A 20,298-nucleotide genomic window follows, 5' to 3' on the forward strand; every position below is an offset into this window, starting at 1 on the left:
CGAAGGAAGAACCATGACCTCCACCCTGCCGAACCGGCAGCTTCCCTCCACCGACGTCGATCCCTTCTCCCCCGAGGTGCTCGAGGACCCCTTGCCGATGCAGGCCGCGTTGCGCGAGGCCGGTCCGGTGGTGCGTCTGAGCCGCTACGGCATCTACGCCATGGCCCGCTACGAACAGGTCCACGCCGCGCTGACCGACTGGCAGTCGTTCCAGTCCGCCGCGGGCGTGGGGCTGAGCAATTTCCGCTACGAACAGCCGTGGCGACCGCCGAGCCTGCTGCTGGAAGCCGACCCGCCGCACCACGACGCCCCGCGAGCGGTCCTGTCGAAAATTCTCGGCCCTCGCGCGCTGCGCACACTGCGCGCGGACTGGTTCGCCGACGCCGAGCAGCTGGTCGACCAGGTGCTGGCCGAGCACGAATTCGATGCCGCCACGCAGTTGGCCGAGTCGTTTCCGCTGCGGGTGTTTCCCGACGCGGTCGGCCTCCCCCGACAGGGCCGGGAAAACCTCCTGCCCTACGGCGATTTCCTGTTCAACGCATTCGGCCCGGCCAACGACCTCGTCGAGCGGGGCCGACCGCACGTCGCCGAGCTGTCGGCGTGGGTCGACGAGCAGTGCCGGCGCGCGAACCTGGAGGCCACCGGTTTCGGCGCGGCGATCTGGGCCGCCGCGGACCGCGGCGACATCACCCACGAGCAGGCACCGCTGGTCGTGCGTTCGCTGCTGTCGGCCGGCGTGGACACCACCGTGCACGGCCTGGCCGCGGTGCTGTACGCCTTCGCCACCCACCCCGAGCAGTGGCAGCGGCTGCGCCGGGAACCGGGCCTGGCCCGCGTGGCCTTCGACGAGGCGGTGCGCTGGCAGTCACCGGTGCAGACCTTCTTCCGCACGGCAACGACCGACGTCGACCTCGCCGGGACGCGCATCGCCGAGGGCGAGAAGGTCCTGATGTTTCTCGGTGCGGCCAACCGCGATCCCCGCGCGTGGCACGATCCCGACGTCTTCGACCTGTCCCGCGACCCGTCCGGCCACGTCGGTTTCGGCATGGGCATCCACCAGTGCGTCGGCCAGCACGTCGCCCGCCTGGAAGCCGAAGCACTCCTGACCGCACTCGCCCACCGCGTCGAGCACCTCGAGCTCGCACAACAGCCCCGGCGCCACCACAACAACACACTGCGCGCCTGGCACTCGCTGCCGCTGCGCGTGCACCGCGCGCCGTAGCCGGGCGCCGGGGGTGCACGGCGCCGTGCACCCCCGGCGATCACCCCATCGGGGCTTGCCCGGTCGCTTCCCGGCGCGTCGACCTGCGCAGAGACACCGCAGCGCGCACCATCGACGTCGAACACCCCGCCACACCGGAGGAGCCGCACGTGATCTCCGACGAACACGACGCCGCAGCACGGCACCGGAGCGCCGCCGACACCGCGACACCGCCGTCCTCGCTGGTGCCGCCGCAGGCAGCCCCCTCCCACACACTCCGGCGCACTGCGATCCACGACCGTGACGACGCCGACGAGAGCCACCTCGTGCGCGGCTACGACTGACCCCGCCGGCCCCGAGCGGGCACCACGACCGAGTTCCGGCAGAGACCCGGCTTCCTGTGTGATCACCTCGCTGCGAGGGCTACTCGCACACGGGGTGATCTGATATCAACGAACTCCTGTCGACGACGATGGGAGTGTCCATGCCGGCGCCTGCCGATCGCACACTTCGCCGAGCACCGCTCGGCTTCCGGCGATGGTCACGCGCGCACACCGAACCGGCCGGGACACTGGCCATGGCGCGCCGTGTGGCCGGCGACCTCAAAGACGGGCTGAGCGGCCCCCGCGTCCCGGCCGCCGCCCGTGACCTGCGCCGCCTGCTCGGTACCGAGGCGGCCGTCGGGCTGGGTGATCTGTCCGGCCGGCTGCAGTGGGCGGGCCATCCCGCTGCCGAGACCACCGCGGTGGCCCTGGTCGACGAGGTCCTGCACACCGAAACCCGCCGCGGCAAGCCCCCGCTGACCGCCGTGCCGCTGCACGTGCACACCGAACTCGCCGGCGTTCTCGTCGTGGCCGGGCCGGTGGGCACCGCCGCGCTGCGCGAGGTGACCGGCTGGGTCGAAGACGCCCTGGAACGGGGCCGGCTGGAATCCTCCGCCGAGCAGGCCGCCCAAGCCGAACTGCGGGCCCTGCGCGCCCAGATCTCTCCGCACTTCGTCTACAACGCGCTGACCGTCATCGCCGCGCTGGTGCGCTCCGACCCCGACCGTGCCCGCGAGTTGATGCTCGACTTCGCCGATCACGCCCGTTACAGCCTGGCCGGGCACACCGAGTACACCACGGTGGCCGACGAGTTCCACGCGATCGAAACCTACCTCACGCTGCAGCGGGCGATGCTGGGCGACCGGCTGCGCATCCAGGTCCGCGTCGCCCCCGAGGTCCTGGCCGTGGCCATCCCCCACCTGGTGCTGCAACCCCTGGTGGAAAACGCGGTCCGGCACGGCATCGAACCACACGGCAAGGCCGGGCTGGTGCAAGTACGCGGCGAGGCCGAAGGCACCGACCTCGTCATCAGCGTCGACGACGACGGAGTCGGCATGGACCCGGCCACCGCGGAGGCGATCCTGGCCGGGCGGGGCGACGACAACAGCGTCGGATTGACCAATGTGGACCGACGGTTGCGTACCGTGTACGGTCCCTGGTTCGGTCTGGTCGTGGAAACCGCCGAAGACGCCGGGACGCGCGTCGTGGTCCGAGTGCCCCTGTTTCAGCCGGGAGTGATGCCGTGACCGCGGCGGGATTGCACGTGCTGGCCGTCGACGACGTCTCGCCGGCCCTGGACGAGCTGTGCCTGCTGCTGCGCGAGGCCCCCGAGGTCGCCGAGGTCACCGCGGCCGGTGATCCCCTCACCGCCCTGAAGACGATCCGGGCCGGGCGCTTCGACGCGGTGTTCGTCGACATCGCCATGCCCGGGCTCGACGGGTTGGAACTGGCCTCGCTGCTGGCCCAGCTCCACCGACCCCCGGTGATCGTGTTCGTCACCGCCTACGACGGCCACGCGGTCAGCGCCTTCGACATCGGCGCCGTGGATTACCTGCTCAAACCCGTGCGCGCCGAACGCCTCTCGGCGGCCCTGGACCGGGTGGGCAAAATGGCCTCGAGCGCTGCACCCGACACCGCCTCGTTCACGCCCCCACCCGATGCCATGGCCGCGCTGCCCGTCGAAACCGCCGGCCGTACCCGGTACGTGCGGCGCAGCGAGGTCTTCTTCGCCGAGGCCCACGGCGACTACGTGCGGCTGCACACTCGCTCCGGGGCTCACGTGGTCCGGATACCGATCTCGCGGCTCGAGGAATACTGGGAAGGCCACGGTTTCGCACGCGTGCACCGCAGTTTCCTGCTCGCGTTGAGCGCCGTGCGGGAACTGCGCAGCGGCTCGGCCGGCGGGGTGATCGCCCACACCGATCTCGGAGACGTTCCCGTCAGCAGGCGACACGCCCGCGAGCTGCGGCAACGACTGCTGCACAACGCCCAACGCAGCGAACTCGGCCGGACCGGGCGGAGACAGTGATGACCACCAGCAGGCGAGTGGCCGTGACCAGCCCGCAAACCCGGCTCGCCCGCTCGCGCCGCCGAACCCGCGGGCACATCCACCTTTCTCGGTGGGATCTGGCCGAAACCGAACGGGCCACCGCCCTGTACCGGGCGCAGCGCCGACGAGCGCTGCCCGCGCTGCTGTTGCTGTTCACCCTGCTGTTCGGGCTGCCGGTGGTCTTTGCCGCGTTGCCGCAGCTGGACACGCTGCGCTTGCTCGATTTTCCGCTGTCCTGGCTGGCGCTGGGCGTGCTGCCCTACCCGGCGATGGTGCTGCTGTCGTGGTGGCAGCTGCGCCGCGCGGAACGCATCGAGGAACGACGATGATCGCCGCGCTGGCCGTGGTGCCGGTGGTGCTGGCAACCCTGCTGATCGGGCTGCGCGGGGTGGCCGCCATGCGCACCACCTCGGATTTCCTCGTGGCCTCGCGGCGGGTTTCGCCGCTGCTGAACTCCGCCGCCGTGTCCGGGGAGTACCTTTCGGCCGCCTCCTTTCTCGGGGTGGCCGGGCTGATGGTCAAAGACGGGGTGGGAGCGCTGTGGTATCCCGTGGGCTACACCGCCGGCTATGTCGCCATGCTCGTGCTCGTCGCCGCCCCGATGCGCCGCTCGGGTGCGCTGACCGTGCCCGACTTCGCCGAAGCCCGCCTGGCCTCTCCCGCACTGCGCCGCCTGGCCGCCCTCGTCGTGCTGACGATCGCCGGTCTCTACCTCGTGCCGCAGTTCCGCACCGCCGGGCTCGTGCTGAGCACGGTCAGCCCCACCCCGTACTGGGTCGGCGTGGCGCTGGCAGGGGCTGTCGTGAGCACCACGCTGGCCCTCGGCGGGATGCGCGCGGCCACCTACGTGCAGGCTTTCCAGTTCTGTCTGAAGCTGATGCTGTTCACCGTGCCCGCACTCTGGCTGGTGCTGCAGGCGGGAGCAGACGTGCGTCACCAGGCACTGCACCCGGTGGAATTCACCCACTTCACCCACGACACCCCGGTGGAGTTTCGCACCGATGTGACCCTGCGACTCGGCAGCGAGCTCACCGTGCACACACCGCGCGGCGACACCGTCGTGCTCCCGGCAGGCACCCGCACAGTCCCGGCCGGACGGACCCTGATCTTTCCCGCGGGCAGCCCCGCCCCCGATGTCCGCGGAAGCACCGCACCGGGCGGGCCGCAGTGGCAACGCCCCCTGCTGGATCTGCGCGAGACGGGCTATCCCCTGCTGGGCACGTGGGCGGTGCTGATGGCCACCATGTTCGGCACCATGGGGCTGCCGCACGTGCTGGTGCGTTTCCACACCAGTCCCGACGGCCGTGCCGCCCGGCGCACGGCCGCGCTCACGGTGGGCCTGCTCGGCACGTTCTATCTCTTTCCCGGCGTCTACGGGGCGCTGGGCAGCGTCCTGGTGCCGCAGCTGTACCTGTCCGGGGCCACCGACACCGTGGTGGTGGCCCTGCCCGCCCAGGTCGACTCCGGCCCGCTCGGCACCCTGTTCACGGTGCTGCTCACCGCGGGGGCCTGTGCCGCGTTCCTGGCCACCTCCCTGGGGCTGCTGCTGGTCGCGGCAGGAGCGCTGTCGCACGACCTCGTCCCCGGAGGGCTGCAGCGGCTGCGGGGCACCGTGGTGGCCGTGGCCGCCGCCGTGGTGCTGCTGGCGCTGCCCGCTGCGGGCGTGGACGCGGGCATCCTGGTGACCTGGGCTTTCACCGTGGCTGCCTCCACGTTCTGCCCGCTGCTGGTGCTGGGCATCTGGTGGTCCCGGCTGACCGTGGCCGGCGCGATCAGCGGGGTGCTGGTGGGGTTGCTGGCCTCGGCGGGGGCCATCGCCGTGGCCCTGTTCGCTCCCTGGCTGGGGGGCTGGCCGGCGCTGCTGGCGGCCCAGCCCGCGCTGTGGTCGGTGCCGCTGGCCTTCGCCACCATGGTGGCCGTCTCCCTCGGTGGGCAGCCACCACCACGAGCCGCCGCGGCGATGCTGCGGCTGCATCTCGACGAATCCCGCCTGCCGCGCCATCGGGACCCCGCCGGCAAGCAGTAACGCTCCCGGATCCGGCGGGCCGGACCGTTCGGCGCGCCCGGCCCACCGCTCGTGGACCACTCGTCGCACACGCCGTCGATCGAGCCGCCGACGATACCCATACGGGTGTGACCTGCCTAACGTGTCGTCGATTCGTCATCGCCGCCCGAGGAGGCATGCGTGAGTACCACCGACCCTGTGGCCGGGGAGCCGAGCCCCGACGTGTGGACCGAGGTCCACTCCAGCGCGGAGTTCGTCGCCCTGCGCAGGAGATTGCGGAGCTTCGTGTTCCCGATGACCGGGCTGTTTCTGGCCTGGTACCTGCTCTACATCCTGCTGGCCGACTACGCCCACGGGTTCATGTCCATCAAGCTCGTCGGCAACATCAACGTCGGGCTGGTGTTCGGGCTGCTGCAGTTCGTGTCCACCTTCGTGATCACGGGGCTGTACGTGCGCCACGCCAACCGCAATCTGGACCCGATCGCCGGCAAGATCCGCAGCGAGGTCGAAGGAGACGAGCAGTGACAGTGAGCACCCTCGCCCAGAGCATCGAGGGCACCAACCCGGCTCTGAACATCAGCATCTTCGCGGCCTTCGTCGTGATCACCCTGCTCGTGGTGTTCCGGGCCAGCCGCAACACCAAGACCGCTTCCGACTACTATGCCGCCGGGCGCGCCTTCTCCGGCCCCCAAAACGGCATCGCGATCTCCGGTGACTACCTGTCGGCGGCCTCCTTCCTGGGCATCGCCGGCGCGATCGCGGTGTACGGCTACGACGGGTTCCTCTACTCGATCGGGTTCCTCGTGGCCTGGCTGGTGGCGCTGCTGCTGGTCGCCGAACTGCTGCGCAACACCGGCAAGTTCACCCTCGGCGACGTCCTGTCCTTCCGGATGCGGCAGCGACCCGTCCGCGCCGCGGCAGCCACCTCCACCCTGGCGGTGAGCTTCTTCTACCTGCTGGCCCAGATGGCCGGGGCCGGGGTGCTCGTCTCGCTGCTGCTGGGCATCACCGGCGAGGTCGGCCAGAGCATCGTGATCGCCATCGTCGGGGTCATCATGATCGTCTATGTGCTCGTCGGCGGCATGAAGGGCACCACCTGGGTCCAGATCATCAAGGCCGCGCTGCTCATCGCCGGTGCGGCGGCCATGACGCTCTGGGTGTTCGGCACGTACGGCTTCAACCTCTCGGCCCTGATGCAGGCCGCCGTGGACCGTGCCGGCGCGGGAGGCGAAGAGCTGCTCAATCCCGGCGCCAAGTACGGCGAATCCGCAGCGAGCAGGCTCGACTTCCTGTCGCTGGGGTTGGCTCTGGTGTTCGGTACCGCCGGATTGCCGCACGTGCTGATGCGTTTCTACACCGTGCCCACCTCCCGGGATGCCCGTCGTTCGGTGGTGTGGGCGATCGTGCTGATCGGGCTGTTCTACCTGTTCACCCTGATCCTCGGCTACGGTGCTGCCGCCCTGGTCGGGCCGGAAGCCATCCAACAGGCCCCCGGCGGGGAGAACTCGGCGGCACCGCTGCTGGCTCTGGCGCTGGGCGGGCCCGTGCTGCTGGGCTTCATCGCCGCCGTGGCCTTTGCCACCATCCTGGCCGTGGTCGCCGGCCTGACGATCACCGCCTCGGCCTCCTTCGCCCACGACATCTACGCCAACGTGATCAAAAAGGGCCAGGTCGACAGCCACAACGCCGAGGTCCGGGTCGCGCGGATCACCGCCGTGGTCATCGGGGCGCTGGCCGTCATCGGCGGCATTCTGGCCAAGAACCAGAACGTGGCCTTCCTCGTCGCGCTGGCCTTCGCCGTGGCCGCCTCGGCGAACCTGCCCACGCTGCTGTACTCGCTGTTTTGGAAGCGGTTCAACACCTCCGGTGCCCTGTGGAGCATCTACGGCGGGCTGACCACGGCGATCGTGCTGATCGTGTTCTCCCCGGCGGTGTCCGGCAGCGAGTCGGCCATGCTCAGCAGCGTCGACTTCCACTGGTTCCCGCTGCAAAACCCCGGGCTGGTGTCCATCCCGCTGTCGTTCTTCTTCGGCTGGCTCGGCACCGTGCTCTCCAGCGAACACAACGAAGCCAAATACGCCGAGATGGAGGTGCGCGCGCTGACCGGTGCGGGAGCCGAGAAGGCCACCACGCACTAGCGACACACTGCTGGATGGCGGGGCCGTGGGTGCGGATACCGTGCCGCGGTCCCGCCGTTGCCGCCGTGGTGTGCGCCTGCAGGCAGGGCACACCACGGGCTCGCGGTCAGGACGGGGGTCGGGTGAGTTCGGTGAGATCGCCTGCCGCCGTGCGCACTTCACCGGCCAGCGTTGCCAGGGACTCCGGCAACGCGGGCAGCTGCAGGTCGCCTACCGGCAGGGCCAGGGCGTGCGCGTGTTGTCTGCGCTGGTCGTCGAGGGGGTCGGTGGCGAAGGTGTCGGCTGCTGCGGCGAGGTCGTCGAGGGCCTGGATGAGCGGGGCGGGGGCTTGCGCAGACTGGGGCATCGCCGCGTGCAGGGCGCGGGCGATGAGCACGGTGTCGGTGTGGACGCGTTCGATGTTGACCAGGCGGGCATCGAGTTGTCGCACCCGGTTTCGTTGACGGTGTCCGCGCACGGTCTGTTGGGTGATGGCCCGGCTTCTTTCCCGGGCCGTTTCGAACGTGGCGAGTTCCTGGTGGCCCTTGCGCACCAGGTCGAGAACGTCCGCGGCGGCTTCGGGATCGGCTTGGTGCAGGGCGTGGGCAGCGCCGCGCAGCCCCCGGGTGGCCGGGGTCAGCGCGTCCCGGGCGGCATCCGCGAGCAGGGCTGAGGGGTTCGGTGTGACCAGCACCTGGCTGACCACCAGGGCGAGCAGACCGCCGAGCAGGGCGCTGTAGAGGCGGTCGAAGCCGAGATCGGGGGCGTGCAGGGCGATGACCAGCATCGCTGCGATGCCGGCCTGGATGAGGGTCAGCGGGTTGGTGCTGAACGCCGACACCAGCAGCATGGAGATCGCCATGGCGGCCACGATCTGCCAGGGCCCCGTGTCGAGGTAGCGCACCAGGACTTCGCCGACCACGACGCCGACCAGCACACCGCCGATGAGGCGGAAGACGCGGCGGCCTCGCACCCCGGGCTCGTCGATGAGACTGACGATGGCGGCGATGGGCGCGAAGATGGGCGCCGGCTGCTCGAGAATGCGCTGGGCCAGCCACCAGGCCAGGGCGCCGGTCACCGAGGCCAGCCCGATCCGCCACGCGGTGTGGCGAACGCGCTGCTCCGCCGCACGCAACACCACCATGGTCACACCGGTGCCCGGAGGGATTCGAGGGGCGTGTCCCCACCGTGGGGCTGAGGGGGTATCACCCCGACCACGATCCGCCGAAACGTCAGCAGCGAGATGGTGGTGCATTCGCAAACGCAGGCCGCGCGCGGCAACCCGGTGCCGGAAGGCGTCATGGGCTCATGATTGCAGCCAGACGGAGACACGGCCTGCTTACTGCGCCGAGGTCGGTTCCGGACAGGTGGGTGTGCGGGTCCATGTGTACTGCCCCGGTGGGTCGGCAGCCGGGGACATCGTGCGCACATCGCGCCGCTGCTCGCAGCCGGTTTCCGACCCACTGCGGCACTGAGTGCCATTCACTGGTCGTCGGAGAGTTCCGCCAGGGCTCCGGTGACCCGTGCCCGCACGGTCTCGGCCGAGGCGGCCGTGCGCACCACGCCGACCACGACCCGCTCGTCAGCGGCGGACTCGCTGCCTGCGGGCTGCTCGCCCCAGGGGCTGTGCACCGATGCGGTGGCCAGCCGCAGTGCCTCGCGCAGCTGTGCGCGGGCATCGAGGGAGCCCGCGCTTTTGAGCCATTGCCGCAGGATGTGGTTGTGCGTGGCCACGACCGCCGAGGCCCCCACCGCCGCCCGCAGGTCCCCGTGCGGCTCGCCGCAGTAGCGACCGCGCAGGTAGCGCGCGAAGACGCGCTGGTAGCGGTCGATACTGGCGATCTCCTTGTCCCGCAGCGACGGCACCGCGCGGGTCAACTCGAAACGTTTGAGCGAGATCTCCGGTTCGGCCAGATACATCTCCAGCACCATCTCGGCCGTGGCACCGACCACCGCCAGCGGCGGCTCGGCCGGATCGGCGGCCTCGAGCCGGGCGACCACCTCGGCGAGTCGCTCGTCGTGGTCGGGGAAGACGACCTCCTCTTTGGACCTAAAGTAGCGGAAGAAGGTGCGGCGGCCGACCCCGACCGCGTCGACGATGTCCTCGACGGTGGTCGCCTCGTAGCCCTGCGAGGCGAACAGCTCCAGCGCGGCCACCGCCAGCGCACTGCGCAGTCGCCTGCGCCCGGTGGCGGTGCGCCCGGCACGGGGCTTCGGGGCGGGTGCGGCGGCCTCGGACATGGTCGCAATGTAGCAGGCCCCGATTGTTAGTGGCACTCAGTGCCGCTACGATTGGCGTGTCGGCATGCAGGCGGCATCCCGTGCTCTCGGCACGAGGTCCCTTGTTCTGCCCTGCCTGATGCCGCCGGCCCGAAACAGGCACGACCCGCGGTAAGCCCGCGGACAGGAGGCACGTGGTGGACCCCAGCTTCGAGACCTACCAGCTGACCGACGAGCACAACGCCCTGCGCGAGGCGGTGCGGGCGATGGCCGAGAAGGAGATCGCCCCCTACGCCGCCGAGTGCGACGAGCAGGAACGCTTCCCGCGCGAGGCGCTCGATGCCCTGGTCAAGTCCGGTTTCGCGGCGGTACACGTTCCCGAGGACTACGGCGGCCAGGGTGCGGACTCGGTGGCGACCTGCATCGTCATCGAAGAGGTCGCCCGCGTGTGCGGCTCCTCGTCACTGATCCCGGCGGTGAACAAGCTGGGCACCATGCCGATCCTGCTGTCGGCCTCCGAGGACCTCAAGCAGCAGGTGCTGCCCTCGATCGCCTCCGGCGAGGCCATGGCCTCCTACGCTCTGTCCGAACGCGAGGCCGGTTCGGACGCGGCCTCGATGAAAACCCGCGCCCGGCAGTACGGCGACAACTGGGTGCTCAACGGCTCCAAGTGCTGGATCACCAACGGCGGCGAATCGAGCTGGTACACGGTCATGGCCGTGACCGACCCGGACAAGGGCGCCAGCGGGATCAGCGCCTTCGTCGTGCACGCCGACGACCCGGGCTTCGAGGTCGGCGGCAAGGAGAAGAAGCTGGGCATCAAGGGCTCGCCGACCACCGAGCTGCACTTCACCGACTGCACGATACCCGGCGACCGCATCATCGGCGAACCCGGCACCGGGTTCAAAACGGCCCTGCGCACCCTGGACCACACCCGGCCCACCATCGGCGCGCAGGCGCTCGGCATCGCCCAGGGAGCGCTGGACGCCGCGACCGACTACGTCAAAGAACGCAAGCAGTTCGGCACGGCCATCGCCGACTTCCAGGGCGTGCAGTTCATGCTCGCCGACATGGCCATGAAAATCGAGGCCGCCCGCCACATGGTCTACGTCGCCGCCGCCCGCGCCGAGCGCGGCGAGGGCGGCGAGGGCGACCTCGGGTTCATCTCGGCAGCGGCCAAGTGCTACGCCTCCGACGTGGCCATGGAGGTCACCACCAACGCGGTGCAACTGTTCGGCGGCGCCGGCTACACCCGCGACTTCCCGGTCGAGCGGATGATGCGCGACGCCAAGATCACCCAGATCTACGAAGGCACCAACCAGATCCAGCGCATGGTCATGGCCCGCTCGCTGCTGAAATGAGCCACGCCCCCGGAGGGCCTCGTTACGGTGCCGAGGCCCTCCGGACAATCATGTGGCCTGCGATGCCGCACGCTCGTCGCAGCCGTAGCGCCGCAAAAGGATGCACAACCACGCAGACCCGACTCCCCGGTGGGAGTGTCCGTTCGGATCCTCGCCGGACTGACACTGCCGGTCGGCGCCACTGCAGAAACGATCGTGCGGTCGAGTACATCGATGGCGACGACCTCGGCCATGAACTGCGCAAGCATGCTCGTCTGGGCCGCCGCTGCGGTGGCCGCAGGCGTGGTCATCACCCGATTCCTCACCACGCGGCAACAGGCCCGGCGTGGCAACGGCGCGGGACTCACCGGGAAACGCTCCCCGCCCCGGTAAGAAGGTGCTTCGAGGGGCCGAGCCTGCTGCAACCACACCGCCGCCCCGGAACGTTCACCCGGACGAACATCGCCGACTTCGTTACCGTCGTGCTGACTGCCCTTCCTTCGGATCCCTGCGCGCACCGCCGTCAACGGCACCGACCGGAAACGAGGACTCCCCGTGGTCGACCAGGCCAAGACACCGGCCGGAACCCGCTCCCCCTCCCTGGGCCGGGCCAGTGGGGCCATGGCCATAGCCACCCTGACCAGCCGGATCAGCGGGCTGCTCGCCAAGATACTGCTGGTGGCCGTCCTCGGCCTGAGCATCGTCAACGACTCCTACACCGTGGCCAACACCCTGCCGACCGTGATCAACGAGCTGCTCCTCGGCGGTGTGCTCACCAGCATCGCCGTCCCCCTGCTCGTCCGCGCCCAGCAGGACAGCCCCGAATACGGCGAGTCCTACGCCCAGTGGATGATGACGATGGCCGCCGTGCTCCTGGCCGTCGCGACCCTGCTGGCCGTGGCCGGCGCTCCCCTGCTCACCCAGCTCTACCTCGGATCACAGACCCGCGCCAACGCCGCACTGACCACCGCCTTCGCCTACCTGCTGCTGCCGGGCATCGTCTTCTACGGCATGTCCGCCCTCCTGGCCGCGATCCTCAACGTCCGAGGGATCTTCGGCCCACCCGCCTGGGCCCCGGTCGTCAACAACCTCGTCGTGATCGCCACCGTGGGCCTGTACGCGGCCGTACCGGGCGAGATCTCCACCGACCCGGTCCGCATGGGACAGCCCAAACTGCTCATTCTCGGCATCGGCACCGCCCTGGGTATCACCCTGCAGGCCGTGACCATGGTCGCGGTCCTCAAACGCACCGGCTTCCGATTCCGCTGGCGCTGGGGATGGGACCGGCGACTGTCCGAATTCGGCTCGCTGGCGTTCTGGGTCCTGATCTACACGATCTTCAGCCAGATCGGCATGATGGTGGCCATCCGCGTCACCAGCCAAGGCACCCCCGGCAGCGTGTCCACCTTCCACTACGCCTGGCTGCTGTCCCAAATGCCCTACGGCGTGCTCGGCGTCTCCCTGCTGACCGCCCTGATGCCCCGGATCAGCCGCGCAGCCACCGAGCAGGACACCGGCAACTTCGTCAACGACCTCTCCCTGGGAACCCGCATGAGCACGGTCCTGCTCATGCCGATCAGCGCGCTCATGCTCGTCGCAGGCGGAGCCATCGGCATCGCCTTCTTCTCCCTCGGCGCAGGCAGCGTGGCCGCCGCGGACCGGCTGGGAGTCACCCTGGGCTTCTTCGCCGCAGGCATGGTGCCGTTCGCCATCACCATGCTTCAACTCCGAGCGTTCTACGCCCTCAAGGACTCGCGCACCCCGGCGATCATCAACGCGATCATGGTCGCCGTCCGCTGTGCCCTCTTCTACGTCTTCCTGGCCGTGCTCGACCCACAACACCTGGTCGTGGGAGTCGCCGTGGCGATGTCGCTGAGCTTCCTGCTCGGCGCCGTCGTGGGACAGATCTGGCTGCACGTGCGGCTGGGACGACTGCACACCGGCAGCGCACTGCTCAGCATCGGACGCGCCGCCGCCGCATCCGGCGTGGCCTGCGCGGCCGCGGTCGGCGCGGTCGGCGGCATCCACACCCTGACGGGACCACTGGCGCCCATCCCCGACGCCTGGCTGACACTCGGCGTGCACAGCACCGTGATCCTCGTGGTCAGCTTCGGTCTGCTGGCCCTGTTCCGCGCTCCCGAACTCACCCCGGCCACCGAACGCCTCCGCCGGATCCTGCGCCGCGAGTGACCCGAAACCGCCGGACCTCTTCGCCGACTACGCCCGCCGAGCCGCCACCGTGCGGATCCGTTCAGCACGCAGAGCGGTCAGTTCCGGAAACTCCGGCAACTCGGGCAACGGCGCACCGACCGCCCATTCCAGGACAGTGTCGGCCAGCGCCGGGTTCCGCGCCAGCACCGGGCCGTGCAGGTACGTGCCCACGATGTGCCCACTGACCACACCCTCCACCGCCCCGTGACCGTTACCGGTGCCGTGCAACACGTGACCGAGCGGCCGGGCCCCCTCGGCAAGTCTCGTGCGGCCGAGGTGGTTTTCGAACCCGGTCAACGTGCCGACCCCCTCCAGAGTGGATTCGACCGTGATCTCGCCGATCGCGCGGCCGGACCCCGGTTCACTGACGACCTCGACCAGCCCGAGCCCCTCGTGCTGCGCCCCGTCCCCGGTCCGGAAACGCGTCCCCAGCACCTGCAACCCGCCACAGATACCCAACACCGGGCTGCCCGCCTGCGCGGCACGCTGCAACCCCCGCCCCCGGGACAGGAAACGCACCGCGGCCTGCTGAGCGACGTCTTCCCCCCCACCGAGAAGATAGAGGTCACAGGAGTCGGGAACCGCATCCGACGAGGACACGAACGTCACGATCTCACTGGGGATCCCCCGCCACTCCAGCCGCCGCTGCAGCACGACCGCATTACCGCGATCACCGTACGTACCCAGCAGATCCGGCAGTACCACCGCGATACGCAGCACCGATTCGTTCGTCATGGCCGCACGCCCTTTGCGAACAGGTCACGGAAGGCCGTGTAGTTGGCAATCACATCCGGAGTCTCCTGCGGCATCGCTGCCAGCGCGGCAGGCACGCTCGAAGCCACCTCACAGCGCACCCCGGCATAGCGCAGACGCACGGCCAGGTCCAAAGCCCGATCCCCGGACACCGTCACCGCCCGGTCCTGCAAGGACTCGAACTCGATGTCCCACAGCCACGACACGTCGTGGCCGTCGGCTTCCCGGCTGTTGAGCACCAGCAGCAACGGTCGCCGATGCGTCGCAACCAGATCGAGCATCTCCAGCCAACTCGCCGGATTCTTGGCCAGCAACAACCGCACGGTCCGCCCCGCCAGCGACACCGCACCGTAGCGGCCATTGGCCTGCTCGATACCACTGATCCGATCCAGCACCGCCCCGGCCTCGCCCCCCAACACCAGGGCCGCCGACAACGCGAACGCGGCATTGACCCGGTTGACCTGACCGGGCAGCCTCAACGAAAGATCACGGTGCTCGCCGTCCGGACCGATCAATCCCGTCGCATCGACGGTCCAATCCGCCGCCGGACGCGCCAACCCACAGGCACACTGCCAGTCGCGCTCGACATCCTGCAGGAACGCACCACACCGCGGGCAGTTGAGAGCATCGTCCTTCCAGCGGCCACCCCCCGAGACCCAGGTGACATTCGGATGGTCGGCAGCCGCCGAGACGACGTTGGGATCATCGGAGTTGGCGACCACGTGCGCCCCCGGCGCCTGCCGCAGAGCCCGGCGGATGCTGTGCTCGACGGTGCGGATCTCCCCGACCCTGTCGAGCTGATCCCGGGTGAGGTTGAGCAGCACGATCACCGCAGGCTCGAACTGCTCCGTGACCTGAGCCAGGTGCAACTCGTCGACCTCGAGGGCGGCGTACGGTGCCTGCGGACGCCTCATCAGTGCCGCGACATGACCATCGAGCATATTGGCGCCGGTGGCGTTGCTGACCGTCTCCCCGGCCGCTCGCAACGCCTCGGCCACCATCTGGGTCGTGGTCGTCTTCCCGTTGGTCCCGGTGATCATGACCACCTGCTTGCCCTGCCCCAGATACGGCAGCGCTCTCGGTTGCAGCGCCATGGCCACCCGGCCACCGATGATGGCACCACTGCCCATCCCCAGGCGCCGGGACAGGCCCGCAGCCAGCTTGCCCACCTCGAACGCCACCCTGGTCCGAAGATCCTTCGCCCGGGACGCGGCGGGCAGCACCGTCGGCGCCGGCCGAATCACGCGCCATCGCTGCTCGGAAGAGTCCTCACGCGCAGAGACCGCACCGCTGTGCCGTCGCGTGCCCGTTTCCCCCGACCGGGTCTGTTTCATGCGGCGCCCCCTCCCTCGTCCGGCACACCATCGGTGAACATCCGCGCCACCTCCTCGCCGGCGCGGTGTTCCCCTCGGGCGATCATTGCCCTCGCCCGCCGGAGCGAAAACCTCTCGAGCGCCTGCGCCCTCCGCCCCGAGGACAACAGCCCGCAAAAATGCGCACGAGACGTGATCGTCACCAGTCTATGGTGCTTGCCCGGTTCCAGCGCGCTGACAACAAGATCCGAAAATGCCACACCGCCGTGTGGATCCTCGTTTTTTCCGACATTACGCGACAGCACCGGCCACCGGACACAGCCGAACAGGCTATGTCCGTACCGGCGCTTCCCCGGATCGGCAGCCGGCGTGCCACTCCGGGGATGCGCAGGGACTTTTCCCGCCATACCGGTTGACGCGGGCACATCGGGCCCCGCACGCTCGTGGAGAGCACATCAGCAAGCACCGGCAACGTTCGCGGTTGGCCCCTTTTCGCCAAGGAGCGACGTCATGACCGAAATTCTGATTCTGATATTGCTCTCCGGTTTCGTGTTCACCGGAATCGTGTGGACAGCCTGGGATCTCAACCTGGACCGCCGCCGCAAACGGCGGTGACATTCCGCACCGGACCACACGCACGGCCTGCATCCACTTCCTCCCGGCAGGCAGGCATCGTCCTGGCCGGACACCGGCAGCAACAGTTCGTTCTGTCGGTCGGTGCTTCTTGGTTGGTGAGGTTGGTTGTGTGATGGCCGTGTTTGGAAGGTGATTTATTTTAGTTAACACTGAAACTATAGATATTATTATCTGAGTAAGTCACATCAGGTCCGCTGCCGGTGCACACGCTTCAACAGCGTGCGGTGGCGGAAGTCTTCGGACCTGTGCAGAGGGTTCGGTATCCGCAAGCGGATGCCGAACCCCCGTCGTCAGGGCAGAGATCACTCGCTGTGCAAACCGTCCGTATGCATGGCCCGGCGCAGGGCGGGCAGGGTCAGCGCGGTGACCACCAGCACCGACAGCGCCGCGATCGCCACCAGGCCCAGCATGCCCGGCAGGTCGAAGGTGAGCGTATCCAGCGAGGCCACCCCCACCACGAGCATTCCGAGTCCCAGACCGACCAGACAGGCCAGCACCACGGCGACCAACATCGGCACGGCATTCTGCAGGAAGGCCGCCCAGCCCAGTGTCCTGCGGCGGGTCCCGACCGCGGCGAGCACGGCCATTTGCCGACGCCGCTCCTGGATCTGCTCGGCCGCCGTCACGAACAGGCTGCAGCCGATGAGCGCGAAGGTGACCAGCGCGCCGAGCAGCAGTCCGTAGCGGATGAGCGCGTAGGTCGTCATAGCGTCACTGCCGGCGGAGGCGGTACCGTACTGGTGTGCCCCGCTGAAGTCCAGGTACTCCGCGGCGACATTGCGCACCCGCTCAATGGCATCCGGGGAGGCCGAGTCCGTGAAGTCGAGCCCCACCTGCACGCTGCGCGCCCACCACGGGATCTCCTCGGCGGCCTGCGGAGTCAACACCAGGCCGGACAGCGAGAAGGTCCCGGACGGTCCCGTCTGTTCCGGGAGTTGCCGGAACTCCTGCGGTGCCTGCCAGGTGGCGGCCTCGGCAGTGTGCTCCTGTGCACCGGCGGGCCCGTGGTGGCGAGCCATGGCCGACAACCGTTCGCCGGGACGCACCGGTTCCCGCCACGGCTGACGATCCCGCGTCCGCTGCGGATCCTGCGGAGCTTCCCGGAAAACCTCGCCGTTACGGCACCGGCTGATGTCGCGCAGTTCCCTCAGCATGGCGCAGTCGACGATCGTCGCCCGGGTCCGATACCTCTTTACCCGGGTTTTCCGGGGTTCCTCGACCTCGAGGGTTCCGAACCGCACGGTGGTGACACCCTCGACGTGGCGCGTCGCCGGAAGACCCGCCAGGGCCTCGGTCAATTCCTCCAGGCTCTGCTCGGGCCCGGCGAGTTCACCGCGGACGGAGACCTCGTGCCGTGGCTGGAACGAGCGAGAGCTCGGCGATTGCGTGCTCTGGCTGCGTTCTTCTGCCTCGATGGTGGCCATGAACGTCTGCAGTCCGATGATCCCGGTCAGCACGACGGCGATCGCGCTGACCGAGCGTGCGGCGGTGCCGCTGCTGAGCTGCAGTCGCCGCAGCGCGAGCTGCCACGGCAGCGATTTCGCGCTCCCCCGCTGCACGACACGCTCGACAGCCCAGGGCAGCACCAGCGGCACCCCGATGAGCAGCAGCACGATCGAGCCCAGGAAGGGAATCTGGAGATCGGTGACACTTGCCGAACTCGCCCCCACGAACAGCAGCCCCAGTACCCCCAAGATCATCGGCACCAGTCGCCAAATCATCCGGTGCCGTCGCGGCGCGACCTGACGCACCACCCCCAATGGCTCGATGATCGTGCGTCGCATGGCCGCCTGGGCGGTGGTGACCGTGATGACCGGGATGGCCAGCGTCACCAGCAGTGCCATCCACCAGTCGGGACGGATATCGGAGACGAAGGTGGAGAATCCGAGGATCGACAGGTGCCCGGCCAGTTGCCGCCCGCCGAGGAAGAACAGCCACCCGGCCAGCACGCCGAGCACCGCGCCCACGAGCGCCTCGCCGGAGGCGATGCGACGGATCTGTGCGCCGTCGGCGCCGACCAGCCGCAGGGCCGCCAGCCTGCGCGAGCGGGCGGCCTCGGCCAGCCGGGTGGTGCCGGCCACGAACACGACCACGGGCACCAGCAACACGACCACGCCGAATGCCAGCATGATCCACAGTTGCGGGGGCAGCGCGTCGCCCGGTTGAGTCCGTGAGGATTTCTCCGGGTAGACAGCGGCCACGCCTACACCCGCTGCCGACAGGTCCGTGACACCGGTGTAATAGCGCAGTTCGCCGGGACTGACCAGTCCTTCCTTGTCGATCACGCCGACGACCTCGCCGGGCAGGCGCGGCCGCAGCAGTTCCGCGCCCGGGCTTTGCAGCAGGTCCTGCAGTGCGGGTGAGACCACCATCTCGCCCGGTCCGGGCAACTGCTCCAGGCCCGCCGGAACCGGCGGATCCGGAACCTGCGGCTGCAACGCCCGGCCGGTGATGTGCTCACCGCGAAACGTCGTGCCCTGCGGGGCCGTCAGCAACACGGGTTCCTGATCGACCGAAGACGGGCCGGCGGAGTAGGCCCCGTAGACCCCGGCAAGACGGGCCTCCTGCCGCTCGTCGCGGGCCTGCTTCATGTTCGGCACCGAGGAGGCCAGCAGCAGCACCGCCACCCCCAGACCGATGCCGATCGCGGCCAGGGACAACCGCCCCCAGGGGGTCCGACTGCCCCCGACAGCCAGCCGGACCCCGAGCCGGAAGTCGCCGATCCGGGTGCGCAGGGCACGGAGAGTCCGGGCATTTCCGCGCGCGCTCATCGAACCGGCTCCTGCTCTCGCTGCGTGCTCCCGTCCCGGATCACGACCTCGCGGTCGGCATAGGCGGCCACCCGGGGCTCGTGGGTCACCAGTACCACGGCCGTGGTCGACTCCTCGGCCACATCGGACAGCAGGGTCATCACCTGCTCACCCGCCAGGGAATCCAGGGCCCCGGTGGGTTCGTCGGCGAAGACGACGACCGGGTCGGCCACCAGTGCTCGGGCCACGGCGGTGCGCTGTCCCTGGCCGCCGGAGATCTCCCCGGGACGGTGATCGGCGATTCCGGTCACCTCGAGCCGCTCCATCCAGTGCGCGGCCCGGCGCCGTGCTTCCTTGTGGCCCACACCCGCCAGCCGCAGCGGCAGGGCGACGTTTTCGTCCACGGTCAGTTCCGGGACCAGCTGACCGAACTGGAACACGAAACCGAAGTCGGTGCGGCGCAATGCGCTGCGCTGTTTGTCGGGCAAGGCCGTGATGTCGTGGTCGCCGTAACGCACCTGACCGGATTCCGGCATGAGGATGCCCGCCAGGCAGTGCAGCAGCGTCGACTTTCCGGATCCGGACGACCCTGTCACGGCCACCGTTTCTCCGGCGCCGACGGACAGGCTCGCCCCTCGCAAGGCTGGTGTCGGGCCGAAGGACAGGTGCAGGTCCGAACCGGCCAGGACCGGTTCGGCGTCCTCCCGGTGATCGGGTGATGCGTCCAGAGTCATGGAGCGATCTCCTTGGTGAGTTGTTCGAGGCGGCTCACGGCCAGTTCGAGCCACCGCAGGTCGGCTTCCAGGTGAAACAGCGAGAAGTCGTGCACGAGCTGGGCTGTCGGGTCGGCTTTGGACTTGCGGCGCGTCAGATCGCGCATCACGTCCATATGCGCCCGGCGCTGCGCATCGAGCACCTGGTGGGCATCGCGCCCGGACAGCACTGCCAGCACCACCTTGGTGAACAGGGTGTTGTGCAGGTCGGCCACCGGCTTCTCCGAGGTGGACAACCACCGCTCGAGCGCTTCCACCCCTTCGGGGGTGATCGAGTACCGCTTGCGTTCCGGCCCCTCGCCGGACTCGACGCCGTCCACGGCGACCAGACCGTCCCGGAGCAGTCGCGACAGGGTCGAGTAGACCTGCCCGTATGCCAGGGAGCGGTTCTGGCCGAAGCGATCGTCGTAGGCCCGCTTGAGGTCGTAACCGTGCCGCGAGCCGCCTTCCAGGAGCCCGAGCAAGGTGAGACCGATCGACATGGAAAGCACTATACACTCGGTATATACCCGTCGTCTATACACCCGATACATAGTGCCCGCACGAGCACTGTCGATGTCGTGAGCAGGACATTCGGGAAACGAAGAACCGATGTCCGGAGGCAGC

At 69.3% G+C, this 20,298-nt stretch carries 18 protein-coding genes; 11 read left to right on the forward strand and 7 right to left on the reverse strand.

All coding sequences use genetic code 11. The annotated features are described in order from the left end of the window. The first annotated feature begins 13 nt into the window (after nucleotides 1-13). The 8 genes from DFQ14_RS05470 (at nucleotide 14) to DFQ14_RS05500 (ending at nucleotide 7,717) form a co-directional block, all read left to right on the forward strand. Nucleotides 14-1,222: a cytochrome P450 gene (locus tag DFQ14_RS05470; RefSeq protein WP_114451931.1), complete on the forward strand. Its 1,209-nt coding sequence runs from the start codon at nucleotides 14-16 to the stop codon at nucleotides 1,220-1,222. Nucleotides 1,223-1,371: 149 nt separating this feature from the next. Continuing rightward, nucleotides 1,372-1,545: a hypothetical protein gene (locus DFQ14_RS21800; RefSeq protein WP_158546659.1), complete on the forward strand. Its 174-nt coding sequence runs from the start codon at nucleotides 1,372-1,374 to the stop codon at nucleotides 1,543-1,545. Nucleotides 1,546-1,685: 140 nt separating this feature from the next. Then, a complete protein-coding gene (locus DFQ14_RS05475; protein WP_114452154.1) occupies nucleotides 1,686-2,771 on the forward strand; it encodes a sensor histidine kinase in 1,086 nt (361 codons plus the stop codon). Further along, nucleotides 2,768-3,553 carry a LytR/AlgR family response regulator transcription factor gene (locus DFQ14_RS05480; RefSeq protein WP_114451932.1) on the forward strand — a complete coding sequence of 262 codons (786 nt, stop codon included), beginning with the start codon at nucleotides 2,768-2,770 and terminating at the stop codon, nucleotides 3,551-3,553. Before DFQ14_RS05475 ends, DFQ14_RS05480 begins: the two co-directional genes overlap by 4 nt. Next, a complete protein-coding gene (locus tag DFQ14_RS05485; protein ID WP_114451933.1) occupies nucleotides 3,553-3,903 on the forward strand; it encodes a hypothetical protein in 351 nt (116 codons plus the stop codon). Before DFQ14_RS05480 ends, DFQ14_RS05485 begins: the two co-directional genes overlap by 1 nt. After that, nucleotides 3,900-5,600 (forward strand): sodium/solute symporter, encoded by a 1,701-nt coding sequence (locus DFQ14_RS05490; protein ID WP_114451934.1) that lies wholly within the window; start codon nucleotides 3,900-3,902, stop codon nucleotides 5,598-5,600. Before DFQ14_RS05485 ends, DFQ14_RS05490 begins: the two co-directional genes overlap by 4 nt. A gap of 159 nt (nucleotides 5,601-5,759) precedes the next feature. Then, nucleotides 5,760-6,104, forward strand: coding sequence for a DUF485 domain-containing protein (locus DFQ14_RS05495; protein WP_114451935.1), 345 nt, complete (start codon nucleotides 5,760-5,762; stop codon nucleotides 6,102-6,104). 2 nt (nucleotides 6,105-6,106) lie between these two features. Next, the gene (locus DFQ14_RS05500) at nucleotides 6,107-7,717 is read left to right on the forward strand and encodes a solute symporter family protein (RefSeq protein ID WP_114451936.1); all 1,611 of its coding nucleotides are present in this window, start codon (nucleotides 6,107-6,109) and stop codon (nucleotides 7,715-7,717) included. 106 nt (nucleotides 7,718-7,823) lie between these two features. On the opposite strand, the gene DFQ14_RS05505 is transcribed toward DFQ14_RS05500, so the two are convergent. Together DFQ14_RS05505 and DFQ14_RS05510 are read right to left on the reverse strand one after the other, a co-directional pair. Beyond that, nucleotides 7,824-8,840: an FUSC family protein gene (locus DFQ14_RS05505; RefSeq protein ID WP_158546660.1), complete on the reverse strand. Its 1,017-nt coding sequence runs from the start codon at nucleotides 8,838-8,840 to the stop codon at nucleotides 7,824-7,826. A 338-nt stretch (nucleotides 8,841-9,178) separates the two neighbouring features. Beyond that, nucleotides 9,179-9,937, reverse strand: a complete 759-nt coding sequence (locus tag DFQ14_RS05510; RefSeq protein WP_114451938.1) for a TetR family transcriptional regulator — start codon at nucleotides 9,935-9,937, stop codon at nucleotides 9,179-9,181. 176 nt (nucleotides 9,938-10,113) lie between these two features. Here DFQ14_RS05510 and DFQ14_RS05515 point away from each other — a divergent pair, with 176 nt between their 5' ends. The 3 genes from DFQ14_RS05515 to murJ all read left to right on the forward strand — a co-directional run bounded on the left by DFQ14_RS05515 (nucleotide 10,114) and on the right by murJ (nucleotide 13,446). Next, entirely contained in the window at nucleotides 10,114-11,277 is a 1,164-nt protein-coding gene (locus tag DFQ14_RS05515; protein WP_114452155.1) for an acyl-CoA dehydrogenase, read from the forward strand. A gap of 213 nt (nucleotides 11,278-11,490) precedes the next feature. Next, entirely contained in the window at nucleotides 11,491-11,649 is a 159-nt protein-coding gene (locus DFQ14_RS21805; protein ID WP_158546661.1) for a hypothetical protein, read from the forward strand. 162 nt (nucleotides 11,650-11,811) lie between these two features. Beyond that, nucleotides 11,812-13,446, forward strand: coding sequence for a murein biosynthesis integral membrane protein MurJ (murJ, locus tag DFQ14_RS05525; RefSeq protein ID WP_114451940.1), 1,635 nt, complete (start codon nucleotides 11,812-11,814; stop codon nucleotides 13,444-13,446). A gap of 27 nt (nucleotides 13,447-13,473) precedes the next feature. Here murJ and DFQ14_RS05530 read toward each other — a convergent pair whose 3' ends face one another. From DFQ14_RS05530 to DFQ14_RS05555, 5 genes are all read right to left on the reverse strand, one after another. Next, nucleotides 13,474-14,202, reverse strand: coding sequence for a type 1 glutamine amidotransferase (locus DFQ14_RS05530; RefSeq protein ID WP_114451941.1), 729 nt, complete (start codon nucleotides 14,200-14,202; stop codon nucleotides 13,474-13,476). Then, nucleotides 14,199-15,401, reverse strand: a complete 1,203-nt coding sequence (locus DFQ14_RS05535; protein WP_246195358.1) for a Mur ligase family protein — start codon at nucleotides 15,399-15,401, stop codon at nucleotides 14,199-14,201. The genes DFQ14_RS05530 and DFQ14_RS05535 overlap by 4 nt, the downstream gene beginning before the upstream one ends. A 1,070-nt stretch (nucleotides 15,402-16,471) precedes the next feature. After that, nucleotides 16,472-18,940: an ABC transporter permease gene (locus tag DFQ14_RS05545; RefSeq protein WP_114451944.1), complete on the reverse strand. Its 2,469-nt coding sequence runs from the start codon at nucleotides 18,938-18,940 to the stop codon at nucleotides 16,472-16,474. Then, entirely contained in the window at nucleotides 18,937-19,653 is a 717-nt protein-coding gene (locus DFQ14_RS05550; protein ID WP_114451945.1) for an ABC transporter ATP-binding protein, read from the reverse strand. The genes DFQ14_RS05545 and DFQ14_RS05550 overlap by 4 nt, the downstream gene beginning before the upstream one ends. Continuing rightward, nucleotides 19,650-20,174 (reverse strand): PadR family transcriptional regulator, encoded by a 525-nt coding sequence (locus tag DFQ14_RS05555; protein WP_114451946.1) that lies wholly within the window; start codon nucleotides 20,172-20,174, stop codon nucleotides 19,650-19,652. The genes DFQ14_RS05550 and DFQ14_RS05555 overlap by 4 nt, the downstream gene beginning before the upstream one ends. Between the last annotated feature and the right edge of the window lie 124 nt (nucleotides 20,175-20,298).

This window comes from Halopolyspora algeriensis, from assembly GCF_003337235.1.
Lineage (GTDB): Bacteria > Actinomycetota > Actinomycetes > Mycobacteriales > Pseudonocardiaceae > Haloactinomyces > Haloactinomyces algeriensis.

What these genes read in the sequence shown, in the direction of transcription:
- DFQ14_RS05470 (WP_114451931.1), top strand. Translation starts at nt 14, where the DNA reads ATGACCTCCACCCTGCCGAACCGGCAGCTTCCCTCCACCGACGTCGAT.
- DFQ14_RS05475 (WP_114452154.1), top strand. Translation starts at nt 1,686, where the DNA reads ATGCCGGCGCCTGCCGATCGCACACTTCGCCGAGCACCGCTCGGCTTC.
- DFQ14_RS05485 (WP_114451933.1), top strand. Translation starts at nt 3,553, where the DNA reads ATGACCACCAGCAGGCGAGTGGCCGTGACCAGCCCGCAAACCCGGCTC.
- DFQ14_RS05490 (WP_114451934.1), top strand. Translation starts at nt 3,900, where the DNA reads ATGATCGCCGCGCTGGCCGTGGTGCCGGTGGTGCTGGCAACCCTGCTG.
- DFQ14_RS05505 (WP_158546660.1), bottom strand. Translation starts at nt 8,840, where the DNA reads ATGGTGGTGTTGCGTGCGGCGGAGCAGCGCGTTCGCCACACCGCGTGG.
- DFQ14_RS05510 (WP_114451938.1), bottom strand. Translation starts at nt 9,937, where the DNA reads ATGTCCGAGGCCGCCGCACCCGCCCCGAAGCCCCGTGCCGGGCGCACC.
- DFQ14_RS21805 (WP_158546661.1), top strand. Translation starts at nt 11,491, where the DNA reads ATGGCGACGACCTCGGCCATGAACTGCGCAAGCATGCTCGTCTGGGCC.
- DFQ14_RS05530 (WP_114451941.1), bottom strand. Translation starts at nt 14,202, where the DNA reads ATGACGAACGAATCGGTGCTGCGTATCGCGGTGGTACTGCCGGATCTG.
- DFQ14_RS05545 (WP_114451944.1), bottom strand. Translation starts at nt 18,940, where the DNA reads ATGAGCGCGCGCGGAAATGCCCGGACTCTCCGTGCCCTGCGCACCCGG.
- DFQ14_RS05550 (WP_114451945.1), bottom strand. Translation starts at nt 19,653, where the DNA reads ATGACTCTGGACGCATCACCCGATCACCGGGAGGACGCCGAACCGGTC.
- DFQ14_RS05555 (WP_114451946.1), bottom strand. Translation starts at nt 20,174, where the DNA reads ATGTCGATCGGTCTCACCTTGCTCGGGCTCCTGGAAGGCGGCTCGCGG.